The organism is Falsiroseomonas sp., from assembly GCF_051860665.1.
Lineage (GTDB): Bacteria > Pseudomonadota > Alphaproteobacteria > Acetobacterales > Acetobacteraceae > Falsiroseomonas.
Window position 1 is genome coordinate 44,799 of the sequence record NZ_JBHYDM010000024.1, and the last position, 13,773, is coordinate 58,571.

Annotated in this window: 13 protein-coding genes; 6 read left to right on the forward strand and 7 right to left on the reverse strand. The window is 69.7% G+C overall.

Annotated elements, in window-relative coordinates; translation table 11 throughout:
- Nucleotides 1-11 precede the first annotated feature (11 nt).
- From ACTIF1_RS20000 to xylA, 6 genes are read left to right on the forward strand one after another with little or no spacing between them, the layout of a single operon-like run.
- On the forward strand, nt 12-944 hold the full coding sequence (locus ACTIF1_RS20000; protein ID WP_439598222.1) for a carbohydrate ABC transporter permease: 933 nt from the start codon (nt 12-14) through the stop codon (nt 942-944).
- Nucleotides 944-1,765: a carbohydrate ABC transporter permease gene (locus ACTIF1_RS20005; protein ID WP_439598223.1), complete on the forward strand. Its 822-nt coding sequence runs from the start codon at nt 944-946 to the stop codon at nt 1,763-1,765. The genes ACTIF1_RS20000 and ACTIF1_RS20005 overlap by 1 nt, the downstream gene beginning before the upstream one ends.
- Before the next feature lie 31 nt (nt 1,766-1,796).
- Nucleotides 1,797-2,852: a sugar phosphate isomerase/epimerase family protein gene (locus ACTIF1_RS20010; RefSeq protein ID WP_439598224.1), complete on the forward strand. Its 1,056-nt coding sequence runs from the start codon at nt 1,797-1,799 to the stop codon at nt 2,850-2,852.
- On the forward strand, nt 2,852-4,033 hold the full coding sequence (locus ACTIF1_RS20015; protein ID WP_439598225.1) for a Gfo/Idh/MocA family protein: 1,182 nt from the start codon (nt 2,852-2,854) through the stop codon (nt 4,031-4,033). Before ACTIF1_RS20010 ends, ACTIF1_RS20015 begins: the two co-directional genes overlap by 1 nt.
- On the forward strand, nt 4,033-5,514 hold the full coding sequence (gene xylB, locus ACTIF1_RS20020; RefSeq protein ID WP_439598226.1) for a xylulokinase: 1,482 nt from the start codon (nt 4,033-4,035) through the stop codon (nt 5,512-5,514). Before ACTIF1_RS20015 ends, xylB begins: the two co-directional genes overlap by 1 nt.
- The gene (gene xylA / locus ACTIF1_RS20025) at nt 5,511-6,824 is read left to right on the forward strand and encodes a xylose isomerase (protein WP_439598227.1); all 1,314 of its coding nucleotides are present in this window, start codon (nt 5,511-5,513) and stop codon (nt 6,822-6,824) included. The genes xylB and xylA overlap by 4 nt, the downstream gene beginning before the upstream one ends.
- A gap of 6 nt (nt 6,825-6,830) precedes the next feature.
- On the opposite strand, the gene ACTIF1_RS20030 is transcribed toward xylA, so the two are convergent.
- The 7 genes from ACTIF1_RS20030 to ACTIF1_RS20060 all read right to left on the reverse strand — a co-directional run bounded on the left by ACTIF1_RS20030 (nt 6,831) and on the right by ACTIF1_RS20060 (nt 13,772).
- Complete coding sequence (locus ACTIF1_RS20030) at nt 6,831-7,961, reverse strand: MFS transporter (RefSeq protein WP_439598228.1); 1,131 nt, start codon at nt 7,959-7,961, stop codon at nt 6,831-6,833.
- Between the two features lie 63 nt (nt 7,962-8,024).
- The gene (locus ACTIF1_RS20035; RefSeq protein ID WP_439598229.1) at nt 8,025-8,942 is read right to left on the reverse strand and encodes an SRPBCC family protein; all 918 of its coding nucleotides are present in this window, start codon (nt 8,940-8,942) and stop codon (nt 8,025-8,027) included.
- A gap of 11 nt (nt 8,943-8,953) precedes the next feature.
- On the reverse strand, nt 8,954-9,784 hold the full coding sequence (locus ACTIF1_RS20040) for a phosphoenolpyruvate hydrolase family protein (RefSeq protein WP_439598230.1): 831 nt from the start codon (nt 9,782-9,784) through the stop codon (nt 8,954-8,956).
- 3 nt (nt 9,785-9,787) lie between these two features.
- Entirely contained in the window at nt 9,788-10,981 is a 1,194-nt protein-coding gene (locus ACTIF1_RS20045; protein ID WP_439598231.1) for a Tm-1-like ATP-binding domain-containing protein, read from the reverse strand.
- Nucleotides 10,982-10,995: 14 nt separating this feature from the next.
- Entirely contained in the window at nt 10,996-11,700 is a 705-nt protein-coding gene (locus ACTIF1_RS20050) for an ABC transporter ATP-binding protein (protein ID WP_439598232.1), read from the reverse strand.
- Complete coding sequence (locus ACTIF1_RS20055) at nt 11,697-12,443, reverse strand: ABC transporter ATP-binding protein (protein ID WP_439598233.1); 747 nt, start codon at nt 12,441-12,443, stop codon at nt 11,697-11,699. The genes ACTIF1_RS20050 and ACTIF1_RS20055 overlap by 4 nt, the downstream gene beginning before the upstream one ends.
- A gap of 57 nt (nt 12,444-12,500) precedes the next feature.
- On the reverse strand, nt 12,501-13,772 hold the full coding sequence (locus ACTIF1_RS20060; RefSeq protein WP_439598234.1) for an ABC transporter substrate-binding protein: 1,272 nt from the start codon (nt 13,770-13,772) through the stop codon (nt 12,501-12,503).
- Between the last annotated feature and the right edge of the window lies 1 nt (nt 13,773).

Sequence of the window (13,773 nt, forward strand, 5' to 3'; positions counted from 1 at the left end):
AGGCGCGGCGGATGAGCGGCGCGGTCACCGCCCTCGGCACGGTCGCCAGCCCGGCGCGGCGGCGCGACCGGCGCCGCGCGGCGCTCGGTCGCAACCTGGCGGCCGGCGGCTTCCTGCTGCCGGCCACGCTGCTCTTCACGCTGTTTGTCGTGCTGCCGGTGGCGGAGGCCGCCTGGTACAGCTTCTACCGCTGGAACGGCTATGGCGTGCCGACCAACTGGGTGGGCTGGCGCAACTACCAGCAGCTTTTCGCCAATACGGTCTTCGCCACCGCGGTGATGAACACCATGCTGGTGGTCGTCGTCTCCCTTCTGCTGCAGCTGCCGCTGGCGCTCTGGCTGGCCATGCTGGTGGCCCGCGGCGGCCGCAGCAGCACCATCTTCCGCACCATCTTCTTCCTGCCCTATGTGCTGGGGGAGGTCGCGGCCGGGCTGATCTGGCGCTTCATCTTCGACGGCAATGTGGGGCTGATCGCCGCCGCCGCGCGCGCGCTGGGCTTCGAGCCGCCCTTCCTGCTGGCCGATCCGGACCTCGCCATCTACACCATCCTCGCCGTCGTCATCTGGAAGTATTTCGGCTTCCACATGATGATCTACGTGGCGGGCCTGCAGGATATTCCGCGGGAGCTGCGCGAGGCGGCCGCGATCGATGGCGCGACGCGCTGGCAGTCCTTCCGCTACATCCTGCTGCCGATGCTCTGGCCCGCCATCCGCATCTCGATCTTCTTCGCCGTCGTCGGCTCCCTGCAATTGTTCGACGTGGTGATGCCGCTGACCGGCGGTGGGCCCTCCAACACCACCCATACCGTGGTCAGCTTCCAGTACAGCTTCGGCATCACCCGCATGAACATCGGCTTCGGCAGCGCGGTGGGCGTGGTGCTCTTCCTCGCCTGCGTCGGCTTCACCCTGATCTACCGGCGCTTCGTGCTGCGGGAGCGTGACTGATGCGCGACGAGGCGCCGACTGGCCGCATGCTCTCGCTGCTGCTGGTGGCCGGCTTCGTGCTGGTGCCGCTGCTCACCGTCGCCATCGGCGGCTTCAAGACCATGGGCGAGCTGCGGGTGAATCCCTTCGGCCTGCCGCAGGACTGGATTCTTTCGAACTACCTCGACTCCCTGTTCAGCCAGCGGCTGTGGCTTTCGCTCGGCAATTCGCTGCTGCTGGCGGTGGGGACGGTGGTGCTGACGCTGATCGTCTCCGTCATGGCCGCCTTCGCCTTCGCGCAGATCCGCTTCCTGGGCAAGAAGCTGCTGTTTTCCTACTTCCTGATGGGGCTGCTGTTCCCGGCGGCCACTGCCATCCTGCCGCTGTTCATCCGGGTGCGGAATCTCGGCCTGCTCGATACCTATTGGGGCGTGATCCTGCCGCAGACCGCCTTCGGCCTCGGCATGGCGATCCTGCTGCTCTGGGGCTTCTTCCGGCAATTGCCGGAGGCGCTGTGGGATGCGGCGACGATCGATGGCTGCGGCTATGCCCGCTTTCTCTGGCATGTGGTGCTGCCGCTCTCGCGGCCGATCCTCGCCACCGTCGCCGTTTTCTCCCTGGTGCATAGCTGGAACAGCTACCTGCTGCCGCTGACGCTGCTGAATTCGTCGCGCGCCTATCCCTGGACGCTCACCATCATGGACTTCGCCGGTGAATACTCCACCGACTGGCCCATGATCCTCGCCTTCATCACGCTGACCCTGGTGCCCGCCGTGATCTTCTTCCTCTTCGCCCAACGGCAGATCGTCGCCGGGCTGACCAGCGGCGCCGTGAAGGGCTGAGCACCGACGCAAGACCGGAGGAGACATCACCATGAGGACCATCAAGGGCCCCGCCATCTTCCTCGCGCAATTCGCCGGCGATGCCGCGCCCTATAACAGCCTGGCCGGCCTGGCGCGTTGGGCGGCGGGGCACGGCTACAAGGGCGTGCAGATTCCCTCCTGGGATGCGCGGCTGTTCGACCTGGCGAAGGCCGCCGATAGCCGCGGCTATTGCGAGGAGGTGCAGGGGATCCTTGCCGAACACGGCCTGGCGCTGACCGAGCTTTCGACGCATCTGCAGGGCCAGCTGGTCGCCGTGCATCCGGCCTATGACCTGGCCTTCGACGGCTTCGCGGCGCCGGAGGTGCGCGGCAATGCGCAGGCGCGGCAGCAATGGGCGGTGCAGCAGATGAAGCTGGCCGCGCGCGCCTCCCGAAATCTCGGCCTGACCGCGCATGCCACCTTCTCCGGCGCCCTCGCCTGGCCCTTCCTCTATCCCTGGCCGCAGCGCCCGTCCGGACTGGTGGAGGCCGCCTTTGACGAACTCGCCGCGCGCTGGCGCCCCATCCTCGATGCCTTCGAGGAGGCTGGCTGCGACGTCTGCTACGAGATCCATCCCGGCGAGGATCTGCATGACGGCGTGACCTTCGAGATGTTCCTGGAGCGCGTCGGCAACCATCCGCGCTGCAACATCCTCTATGACCCCAGCCACTTCGTGCTGCAGCAGCTCGACTACCTCAGCTATATCGACATCTACCACCCGCGCATCCGCGCCTTCCACGCCAAGGATGCCGAGTTCAACCCGAGCGGCCGCCAGGGCGTCTATGGCGGCTTCCAGCCCTGGGCGCAGCGCGCGGGCCGTTTCCGTTCGCTGGGCGATGGCCAGGTGGATTTCGGCGCGATCTTTTCCAGGCTCTCGCAATACGGCTTCGATGGCTGGGCCGTGCTGGAATGGGAATGCTGCATCAAGGATAGCGAGCAGGGGGCGGCGGAAGGCGCGCCCTTCATCGCGAACCACATCATCCAGGTCGCCTCCCGCGCCTTCGACGATTTCGCGGCCAGCGGTGTGGACCAGGCGACCAACCGCAAGCTGCTGGGGCTCGGCTGATGGCGATCGAGGCAATGCGCGCCGCGGCGGCCGGGCGGCGGCTGCGGCTCGGCATGGTGGGCGGCGGGCAGGGCGCCTTCATCGGCGGCGTGCACCGCATCGCGGCGCGGATCGATGACCGCTACGAGCTGGTCGCCGGCGCGCTCTCCTCCGATCCAGCCCGCGCCAAGGCCAGTGCCGCGGAGCTGCACATCGCGCCCGACCGCGCCTACGAGGATTTCGAACAGATGGCGGAGCGCGAGGCGGCGCGGCCGGATGGCATCGATGTGGTCGCCATCGTCACGCCCAACCATAGGCACGCCGCCCCGATCCGCGCTTTTGCGTCGCGCGGCATCCATGTGGTCTGCGACAAGCCGCTGGCGCATCGCCTGGAGGATGCCGAATCCCTGGCCGCGCTGCTGGCTGAGGCCGGCATCGTCTTCGGCCTGACCCACAACTACACCGGCTACCCCCTGGTCCGGCAGGCGCGCGACATGGTGGCCGACGGCGCGCTCGGCGCGCTGCGCGTGGTGCAGGTGGAATATCCGCAGGACTGGCTGACCACGGCGCTGGAGCAGACCGGCCAGAAGCAGGCCGCCTGGCGCACGGACCCGGAGCGTTCCGGCGCCGCCGGCTGCCTCGGCGATATCGGCACCCATGCCTTCAACCTGGCCGAATTCGTCTCCGGCCTGCGCTGCGAGAGCCTGGCGGCGGAGCTCACCCGCTTCGTGCCGGGCCGCCGGGTCGACGACCATGCGCAGATGCTGCTGCGCTTCGCCGGCGGCGCGCGCGGCATGCTCTGGTCCTCCCAGGTCGCGCCGGGGAATGAGAATGCGCTGCGGCTGCGCCTCTATGGCGAGAAGGGCGGGCTGGACTGGTCGCAGGAACAGCCGAACGCCCTGCTGCACACGCCCTTCGGCGAGCCGCCGCGGCTGATCCGCCGCGCCGGCGCCGGCGCCACCGCCGTGGCCGCCCATGCCAGCCGCATCCCGGCCGGGCATCCGGAGGGCTATCTGGAAGGTTTCGCGCAGATCTATCGCGACCTGGCGGAGCAGATCGCGGCGCGCCTCGATGGCCGCGCGCCGGACCCGGCCAGCCTGCTGGTGCCTGGCATCGCGGAGGGGCTGCGCGGCATGCGCTTCATCGCGGCGGCGCTGGAGTCCAGCCGCCGCGACGCCGCCTGGACCGCGATTGCCGGCTGATGCATCTCGGCCTGGATCTCGGCACCTCCGGCCTCAAGGCCGTGCTGACCGGCGATGCGGGGCAGGTGCTGGCCCAGGCCAGCGCGCCGCTCACCCTCTCCCACCCCCACCCGCTCTGGAGCGAGCAGGACCCGGAGGCCTGGTGGGATGCGACGGTCGCCGCCCTGGCCGCGCTGCGGCGGCAGCACGACCTTTCGGGGCTGCGAGGCATCGGCCTGGCGGGTCAGATGCATGGCGCCGTGCTGCTGGATGGCGCGGACCAGCTGCTGCGCCCCGCCATCCTGTGGAATGACGGCCGCAGCCAGGCCGAATGCGCGGCGCTGGAGGCGGCGGAGCCACGTTCGCGCGCCATCACCGGCAACCTCGCCATGCCCGGCTTCACCGCGCCGAAACTGCTCTGGCTGCGGCGGCATGAGCCCGCGATCTTCGCCCGCATCCGCCGCGTGCTGCTGCCCAAGGACTGGCTGCGCCTGCGCCTGGTGGGGGAGGCGGTCTCGGAGATGTCGGATGCCGCCGGCACGCTCTGGCTGGATCTGGCGGCGCGCCGCTGGTCGCCGGAGATGCTGGCCGCCACCGACCTGTCCCTGAACCATATGCCGCGGCTGGTGGAGGGCACCGAGGTCTCCGGCCGGCTGCGCGCGGATGCCGCGGCGCGGCTCGGCCTGCCGGCGGGCATCCCGGTGGCGGGCGGGGCGGGGGACAATGCGGCGGGGGCGGTCGGCATCGGCTGCGTCGCGCCGGGCGATGCCTTCGTCTCGCTCGGCACCTCCGGCGTCGTCTTCGTCAGCGATTCCGGCTTTCGGCCGGATCCCGGGCGCGCGGTGCATGCCTTCTGCCATGCCCTGCCGGGCATCTGGCACCGCATGGCCGTCATCCTCTCCGCCGCCGCCTCGCTCGCCTGGCTGGCGCGTGCCACCGGCACGGCGGAGGCGGCGCTGCTGGCGGAGCTGGACCAGGCTGGGCTGGCGGCGCCCGGGCGGCTGGTCTTTCTTCCGTATCTCTCCGGCGAGCGCACGCCGCATAATGATGCCGCCGCCGCCGGCTGCTTCTTCGGCCTGACGGACGCAACCAGCCGCGCCGACATGACCCGCGCGGTGCTCGAAGGCGTGGCCTTCGCGCTCGCCGACGGTTTGGATGCGCTGCAGGCACAGGGCGGGCACATTCCGGCCCTGACCGCCATCGGCGGCGGCGCACGCAGCGCGGCCTGGCTGCGCATCCTGGCCGCGGCGCTGGACCGGCCGATCCTGGCGACCGAGGGCGGCGAGGTGGGTCCGGCGCTGGGCGCGGCGCGCCTCGCGCGCCTCGCCTGCGGGGAGGGCAGCCTGGCGGAGGTGTGCAGCAAGCCCGCCATCGCCGCCCGTCATGAACCCGACCCGGCGCTGGCCGAGGCGCTCGCCCCCCGGCGCCAGGCCTATCGCCGCCTCTACCCCGCGCTGCGCGACCTGTTTGCCGAGACCGTCGAAAGGGAAGCCCCCGCATGAGCACCGCATTCGACCGCCTGCCGCAGGTCCGCTTCGCCGGGCCGGATTCCACCGACCCCTTCGCGCTGCGCCACTACGACGCCAATTGCCAGGTGCTGGGCCGCAGCATGGCGGATTGGCTCCGCCCCGCCGTGGCCTATTGGCATTCCTTCGTCGGCAATGGCGGCGACCCCTTCGGCGCGCCGACGCTGGAACGCCCCTGGTTCGCTGCCGCGGACCCCATGGAGGGCGCGCGGATGAAGGCCGATGCCGCCTTCGCCTTCATGGAACGCCTCGGCCTGCCCTTCTTCTGCTTCCACGACCGCGACGTGGCCCCGGAAGGCGCCACCCTGCGCGAGAGCAACGACCGCCTGGACCGGATGCTGGAGGTGGTGCAGGCCCATATGCAGCGCAGCGGCATCCGCCTGCTCTGGGGCACCGCGAACCTGTTCAGCCACCCCCGCTACATGGCCGGCGCCGCCACCAACCCGGACCCCGAGGTCTTCGCCTTCGCCGCCGGCCAGGTGAAGCATGTGCTGGAGGCAACGCACCGCCTGGGCGGCGAGAACTATGTCCTCTGGGGCGGGCGGGAGGGCTATGACACGCTGCTCAACACCGACCTGGCGCGGGAGGATGCGCAGCTCGGCCGCTTCCTGAAGCTGGTGGTGGAACACAAGCACCGCATCGGCTTCCGCGGCACCATCCTGATCGAGCCCAAGCCGATGGAGCCGACCAAGCACCAGTACGACCGCGATGTCGCCACGGTCTATGGCTTCCTCGCGCGGCACGGGCTGCTGGGCGAGGTGAAGGTGAATATCGAGGCCAATCACGCGACCCTGGCCGGCCACAGCTTCGAGCATGAGATCGCCACCGCCGCGGCGCTCGGCATCCTCGGCTCGCTCGACATGAATCGCGGCGATCCGCAGAATGGCTGGGATACCGACCAGTTCCCGAACAATGCGCAGGACCTGTCGCTGGCGATGCTGGAGGTGCTGCGCGCCGGCGGGCTCGGCACCGGCGGCATCAACTTCGATGCGAAGATCCGCCGCCAGAGCATCGATCCGGAGGATCTGCTGCAGGCCCATCTCGGCGGGCTGGACTGCTGCGCCCAGGCCCTGCTGATCGCCGCGCGCATCCTGCAGGACGGCACGCTGGATCGGTTGCGGGCCGAACGCTATGCCGGCTGGGAGGGGGCGACCGGCAAGGCCATCCTCGCCGGTGAGATGGACCTGGCCGCCCTGGCGGCGCGGGCGGAGGCGGCGGGCGCCGGCCCTGCGCCGCGCAGCGGGCGGCAGGAGGCGCTGGAGCGGCTGGCGGCGCGCTTCGCCTGACGGCCGCTACCTCCGGCCGATCCGCGTGGACGCGAGGAAGGCCAGGCAGGCGGCGGCGCAGAAGACCGCCAGCCCATGCGGCGCCAGCTCCATGGAAAAGCCCGCCAGCACCGGCCCGGCCAGCGCGCCGATGCCCCAGACGAAGCCCATGGCAGCGTAGATGCCCACCAGCTCCGCGCCGCCGAAGCGGCTGCCGACCACCGCCAGCATCAGCGTATAGATGCCGACGAAGGCGCCGCCCCAGCAGAACAGCAGCACATAGGTCAGCACGGGGCTCGCCAGCACCCAGGGCCAGGCGAGCGCGCCCAGCGCGGCCGCCAGCGCCAGGATGCGCACCAGCGCCATGCGGTCCATCTTGTCCGCCAGCCAGCCGATCGGCAGTTGCAGCAGGATGGCGCCGACCAGCATGCAGGACATCAACTGCGTCGCCTCTCCCTCCGCCCAGCCGAGCTGCACGGCATAGAGCGCGAGGAAGGACAGCCCCGCCGTCTCGATCGCCGCATTCACCGCCACGGCGGCCATGGCGACGGGAGCCAGGCGCATGAAATGCAGCGGGCTGCCATGCGAGGGCTTGTCGAATCCCGGCGCGACGACGCGCGGGGAGGCGATGAACAGCGCCGCCAGCAGCGCGATGCCGGACCCCACCAGGAAGGGCGCGGCGCCGGCGCTGCCGACCACGGACAGCACCAGCGGGCCCATGGCGAAGCCCAGCGACATGGCGGCGGTATAGGCGGCCATGGCGCGGGCCCGCGTGGCCTCCGTGCTCAGGCTGTTGGTCCAGTATTCGGACAGCACGAACAGCACTTCGGAGGCCGCGCCCAGCAGGATGCGCAGCGGGAACCAGAGCCAGATGAGGGGCAGGGCTGGGAAGGTCGCCATCACCGCGGCCGCGACACCGAGCGCCAGGATGACCATGCGGCGGATGCCGATGCGCACCACCAGGCGCGGCAGCAGGAAGGCCATGGCCAGAACGCCCACCGCATGCATGGCTGCATTGGCGCCGATCCAGGCCTCCCCCAGCCCGGCGCGGGCCAGGTCCAGCGCGATCAGCGCGGCTGTCAGGCTATAGGTGAGGCCGAACATCATCGCCACGGCGATCACCGCGATGCGCGAGGACAGCGGTGCGGCGATCGTCATGCGATAGGTCCAGCCGGTTCCGTGCTGGCGCTTGTAGTCCCGCCGGCGCCCGGCGCGAAGGCGTCAGGCCCTGGAAAAGTGCCGCGCATTCACCGTGCGCAGCGCCTTCAGATAGACGTTCCGCTCGGTATTGGGGATCAGCGCCACATCGTCCTGCGGCGAGGCCAGCCAGTCCCCGGTCCAGACGCCCAGCGTGCGGTTGCCATCCGTCACGGGAAACAGCCGCGCGCCGCTGACATAGTTCATCCAGGGCATCTCGCAGCGCGTGATGCAGTAGGAGAAGCTGCGCTCGGCATCGTCCAGATGCAGCAGCTTCTCGTGCAGCGGGCTGCCGGAGAAGCGGAAGTCGCGCGTGCCGGAGACCTGGTCGCTGCGGCCGCCGCCGATCATGTGCATCTCGGTGATGTCGTCATGCCAGGCGCCCATGCCGGCGAAGTCGCGGATCACCTGCCACACCGCCTCCGCCGGCCCGTCCAGCACGGTGCTGCACCAGACCTTGTTCGGCGGAAAGCCGGCCCAGCGTTGCGCGCCAGCGGGTGCGGCGCGGCCGGCGACCACCGGCTTCAGCGCATCCCACCCCGCCTGGAAGACGTGCTGGCCGATGATCTCGACATACTTGCCGCGATCCTCCGGCGCCTCGTCGAAGACCGCCTCCCATTCCGCATAGGTGCGGTCGCCATCCGTCACCGGCAGCAGTTTGACGCGCGCGATGTAGTTCTCGACCGGGAAGGCGGGTGTTTCGAAATTATAGGCGAAAGAATAGTCGCGGTCGCTGAGGCTCAGCAGACGCTCCCGCACATGCGCGCCATTGGCCAGGTGGAAGCTGCGGATGCAGCCCACCACGTCGGAGGCGAGGCCGCCCTCGATCTCGGATCGCGTGACGGCGGGGTTCCAGCTCGGCAGGCCGTTGAAGTCGCGGATCACCGACCAGACGGCCTCGATGGGCGCGTCCAGGATGGTGGAGGCAAAGGCGCGGGCCATGGGATGCGTCCTCAGAAGGTGATGGACTTGAAGTCGCGGGTGCGCGCGGTCAGCGCGGTTTCGGTCGGCAGCCGCTCCATCGAGGAGGCGCCGTAGAAGCCGTTGATGTTCGTCGTATTGCGCAGGATGTAGGCGGCATCTTCCGGCGTCGCGATCGGCCCGCCATGGCAGAGCACGATGATATCGGGCCGCACGCGCCGCGCGGCTTCGGCCCATGCGTCGATCAGCTTCGGGCAATCCTCCAGCTTCAGCGCAGTCTGCGCGCCGATCGCGCCGCCGGTCGTGAGGCCGAGATGCGGCACCAGGATATCGGCGCCGGCACGCGCCATCTCCGCCGCTTCCTCCGCATTGAAGACATAGGGCGTGGTCAGCATGTCCTTCGCATGGGCCAGGCGGATCATGTCGATCTCATGCCCAAAACCCATGCCGGTTTCTTCGAGGTTGGCGCGGAAGGTGCCGTCGATGAGGCCCACCGTGGGAAAATTCTGGATGCCGGCGAAGCCGAGTGCCTTCAGCTCGTCCAGCAGATGATCCATGATGGCGAAGGGGTCGGTGCCATTGACGCCGGCGATCACCGGCGTGCGCTTCACCACCGGCAGCACCTCCCGCGCCATCTCCTTCACGATGTCATTCGCATTGCCATAGGCGAGCAGACCTGCGAGCGAGCCGCGGCCGGCCATGCGGTAGCGGCCGGAATTGTAGATGACGATCAGGTCGATGCCGCCCTCCTCCTCGCATTTCGCGGAAAGGCCGGTGCCGGCGCCGCCGCCGATGATCGGCTCGTTGCGGGCGACCATGGCGCGAAAACGGTCGAGCAGCTCCTTGCGGGTGAAGCGGGGCATGGCTCAGGTGATCTCCCGGAAGGCGGCGAGCGTGGCATCGACGAAGGCGCGGTCGTTGATCGCGGCGGGCACCTCGATCAGCTTGCGGTGCGGCGTGGTGACGAAGCCGGCGCGGATGGTCTCGAACAGCGCGGAGTCGGCGGCGGGGTCGTGGAAGGGCATGCCCGGCACATCGATGGCGGAAACGCCGCCGAGCGGCAGCAGGAAGCGCACCGGCCCCTCCATGCGGTTCAGCCGTTCCACCAGGAATTCCCCGATCGCGCGATTCTCGTCCGGCGTTGTCCGCATCAGCGTCACCTGCGGATTATGGACGTAGAGGTTCCGCGTCGAGAACTGGCTCGGCACGCTGTCGCGTGCGCCAAAGTTCACCATGTCCACGGCGCCGACGCTGCCGATATAGGGCAGCCGCGTGCGGATCGGCGCGCCGAGGCGATCGGCGTCGCAGGGGAAGACGCCGCCGACCAGGAAATCCGGCACCTCCGTCGTCGTCACATCGATCAGCGCGGAGACCAGGCCGGAATCCGCCAGCTTCTCCATGCTGCGGCCGCCGGCGCCGGTGGCGTGGAAGACGTAGCATTCATGGGTGGCTTCCAGCGCTTCCCGCAGCATGGTGACGCAGGCGGTGGTGACGCCGAACATCGTCATGCCGATGCCGGGTTTCTGGGCCGCCACTTCCGCCAGGCTGTGCCGCGCCATGCCGGCCACGGCATGCGCGGCATTGGCGATGACGCGGCGCGAGATGGGGTTCAGCCCGGCGACGTCGACCACCGAATACATCATGGCGAGGTCGGTCGGCCCGACATAGGGCGCGACATTGGCGGAGGCGACGGTGCTGACCATCAGCTTCGGCGTACCGATGGGCAGCGCGCGCATCGCCTGCGTCACCAGCGCGGTATTGCCGGAGCCGCCGAGGCCGAGCACCGCGCCGATATCGGTGCGCGCCACCAGCCAGCGCGTCAGCGCCTCCGCCATGCCGGCCACCGCCGCGCCGCGATCGTCCAGCCCGAGCACCGCGCCGGCGCCCTGCGGGTGATGCGCCGCGATCTCCGCCGCCGTCACATCCGCGCCTTCGCCCCGGGCCTTGGTGCCGACATCCACCAGCAGCGGCTCGGCGCCCGCGCGGCGCAGGCAATCAGCGGCGAAGCGCAGCTCATCGCCCTTCGTATCCATCGTGCCGATGACGTAGACCTTCGCCATCCCCTCCTCCCGTCTCAATGTCCGCCGGCCGCGACGCCGAGGTAGCGGCGTTGCAACTCGGTATCCTCCGCCAGCTGCGCTGCCGGCATGGTGGTGGCGATGCGGCCGGTGACCATGATGGCCACCTCCTCCGCCACCTGCGTCGCCACGCGCAGATTCTGCTCGACCAGCAGCAGGCCCATGCCGTCGGCGGCGAGGCCGCGCAGCACCTCGATCAGATGGTCGACGATGACCGGGGCCAGGCCCTCGCTCGGCTCGTCCATGATGACCAGCTTCGGGTTCATCAGCAGGGCGCGGGAGATGGCGAGCATCTGCTGCTCACCGCCCGACAATTCCGTGCCGCCATTGCGGCGGCGTTCGGCCAGGCGCGGGAAGGTGGCGTAGACGCGGTCGATGGTCCATCGCGCACCGCGCGTCGCGACCAGCCGCAGATGCTCGTCCACCGTCAGCGAGGGAAAGGTGCGCCGGCCCTGCGGCACCAGGGCGATGCCGCGGCGGGCGATGCGGAAGGGCGGCTGCCCGGCCAGCGATGCGCCATCCAGGCTGATCTCACCCTCGCTGGCGCGCACCAGCCCCATCACCGCCTGGCAGAGCGTGGTCTTGCCCATGCCGTTGCGGCCCACGATGGCGACGGGCGTGGCACCCACGCTCAGCGAAACGCCTTGCAGGATATGCGCCTGGCCGAAGCGCACATGCAGGTCGCGGATCGCCAGCATCATGCGGCCCCGCCGAGGTAGATGGCCTGCACCACGGGATCGCTCTCGATGCGGTCCGGCGTCGCCTCCACCACCACCTCGCCATCCTTCATCACCGTGACGATATCGGCGGCGGGCAGGGCGATATCCATGTCATGCTCGATCAGGATCAGCGTCAGGCTGCGCGGCAATTCGCGCAGCAGCTTCAGCAGTTCGGGCCGGTCGCCCGGCGAAAGGCCCGCGGCTGGCTCGTCCAGCATCAGCACGCGCGGATCGCCGGCCAGCGCCATGCCGACTTCCAGCTGCCGGCGCTGGCCATGGCTGAGGTTCACCACCTCCGCCTCCAGCAGATGCGTCAGCCGCATGCGCTCCGCCAGTTCCTGCACCTTGGCCATGGCTTCGTCACCCGGCGCGGGACGGCGGAAGGAAAAGCGATTGGGCCGCGTGCCGCGCACGGCGATGAACAGGTTCTCCCGCACCGTCAGCCCGTTGAACAGCAGCGAGGTCTGATAGGTGCGGCCGATGCCGAGCCGCGTGCGCTGATGCGGCTTCAGCCGCGTGATGTCGGCGCCGAACAGCGCGATGCTGCCGGCAGTCGGCGGGAAGTCGCCGCAGATGGTGTTGAACAGCGTGGTCTTGCCGGCGCCGTTCGGCCCCAGAACCGCGCGGCGTTCGCCGGGCTGAACATCGAAGCTGACCTCATGCAGGGCGCGCAGGGCGCCGAAGCGCCGGCTGACGCCGCGCAGCGAGATGGCCGGTGGATTCACGATCTGCCAGTGCTGGAAATGCGGGACCGGCAACCGCCGGTCCCACGGTAGAAGGAATCAGGCGGAGATGCAGCCCGCATTGTCGCGGGAGGGGGAGCCGAGCTGCAGGAACTGCGCCTCCGGCGTCCCCAGAGTCTGGTTCACCTGCCGCACGCGATCGAAGGCCACGACCACGGCATTGCCGGAGCGTTCCTCGATCTTGTTGAGGAAGATATCGGAGATCGCCTGGCGATTGTGGTCCAGCTTCACGGCGGCGCCGGTGGGCGCCGTGACTTCCGCCGCCGCCAGGGCACGCTGGAAAGCCGCCTGGTTGCCCGAGAGATCGCCATCCACGGCGCGCAGCGCGTGCAGGATGCCGTAGAGGTTCGTCACATAGTTCACGCCATGGATGGAGGGCGAGGCGAAGCCCCCTTCATTCGCCCAGCGGCGGCGATAGCGCGCGACGAAATCGTTCCAGGTGGGGTCGTCGATGATATCGGCGATGGGACCGCCGGAGAGCATGCCCATCATCACGCGCCGATGCGGCCCGCGGGCGGAGAGCATGGTCTGGTCCGCCATGATGGAGCCGCCGATCAGCGGCTTGTTGCCGCCCGCCTGCGCATACTGCGTCATGAAGGCGAGGCCGTCCGTGCCGCCATGCACCACGACGATGGCGCCGGCGCCGGAGCGGTTGATCTGCGCGATCTGCGAGGTGAAGTCGGTGGTGCCGAGCGGCGCCCAGTATTGCGTCACCTTGCCGCCCAGCCGGCAGAATTCCAGGTTGAAGCCGAAGACCTGCGCATAGGGGAAGGCATAGTCGCCGGCGGTGATCGCCACCTCCCGGATCCCCAGCGTCTGGTAGACGTGCCGGCCGAGGCCCGCCATCCACTGCGTGCCGTCGGTGGAGAAGCGGAAGAAGTTGGGGGAGGGGTTGCGCAGGGTGGTATCAGAGGCGCCCGAGGATCCGTTGACGATGGTCTTGCCCGTCAACGTCCGGGAATAGTCGCGCAGCGCGATGCCCTCCGCGCCCGAGAGCGGGCCGAGGATGATATCCACATTGTCCTGCTCGATCAGCTTGCGGGCGCGGGCCAGGGCGACATCGGCCTGGGCATTGGAGCTTTCGCGGATGAATTCGATGCGCCGGCCGCCGACGGTGTTCTCGATGCGGTCGAGCTCGAGCTGCACGCAGCGATAGGCATCCTGCCCGCCGGTGGCGAAGGGGCCTTCCAGCGTGGTGAGCCCGCCGAGGCGGATCGGCGCGCGCTGGGCGATGGCGGGGGCGGCGAGCGGTGCGGTGGCGAGGCCGGCGGCGCCGAGCAGCGCGGCGCGGCGGGTGATCCGGAATTGCATG

Coding starts and splice junctions, on each gene's coding strand:
- ACTIF1_RS20000 (WP_439598222.1), top strand. CDS start 12: ATGAGCGGCGCGGTCACCGCCCTCGGCACGGTCGCCAGCCCGGCGCGG.
- ACTIF1_RS20005 (WP_439598223.1), top strand. CDS start 944: ATGCGCGACGAGGCGCCGACTGGCCGCATGCTCTCGCTGCTGCTGGTG.
- ACTIF1_RS20010 (WP_439598224.1), top strand. CDS start 1,797: ATGAGGACCATCAAGGGCCCCGCCATCTTCCTCGCGCAATTCGCCGGC.
- ACTIF1_RS20015 (WP_439598225.1), top strand. CDS start 2,852: ATGGCGATCGAGGCAATGCGCGCCGCGGCGGCCGGGCGGCGGCTGCGG.
- xylB (WP_439598226.1), top strand. CDS start 4,033: ATGCATCTCGGCCTGGATCTCGGCACCTCCGGCCTCAAGGCCGTGCTG.
- xylA (WP_439598227.1), top strand. CDS start 5,511: ATGAGCACCGCATTCGACCGCCTGCCGCAGGTCCGCTTCGCCGGGCCG.
- ACTIF1_RS20030 (WP_439598228.1), bottom strand. CDS start 7,961: ATGACGATCGCCGCACCGCTGTCCTCGCGCATCGCGGTGATCGCCGTG.
- ACTIF1_RS20035 (WP_439598229.1), bottom strand. CDS start 8,942: ATGGCCCGCGCCTTTGCCTCCACCATCCTGGACGCGCCCATCGAGGCC.
- ACTIF1_RS20040 (WP_439598230.1), bottom strand. CDS start 9,784: ATGCCCCGCTTCACCCGCAAGGAGCTGCTCGACCGTTTTCGCGCCATG.
- ACTIF1_RS20045 (WP_439598231.1), bottom strand. CDS start 10,981: ATGGCGAAGGTCTACGTCATCGGCACGATGGATACGAAGGGCGATGAG.
- ACTIF1_RS20050 (WP_439598232.1), bottom strand. CDS start 11,700: ATGATGCTGGCGATCCGCGACCTGCATGTGCGCTTCGGCCAGGCGCAT.
- ACTIF1_RS20060 (WP_439598234.1), bottom strand. CDS start 13,772: ATGCAATTCCGGATCACCCGCCGCGCCGCGCTGCTCGGCGCCGCCGGC.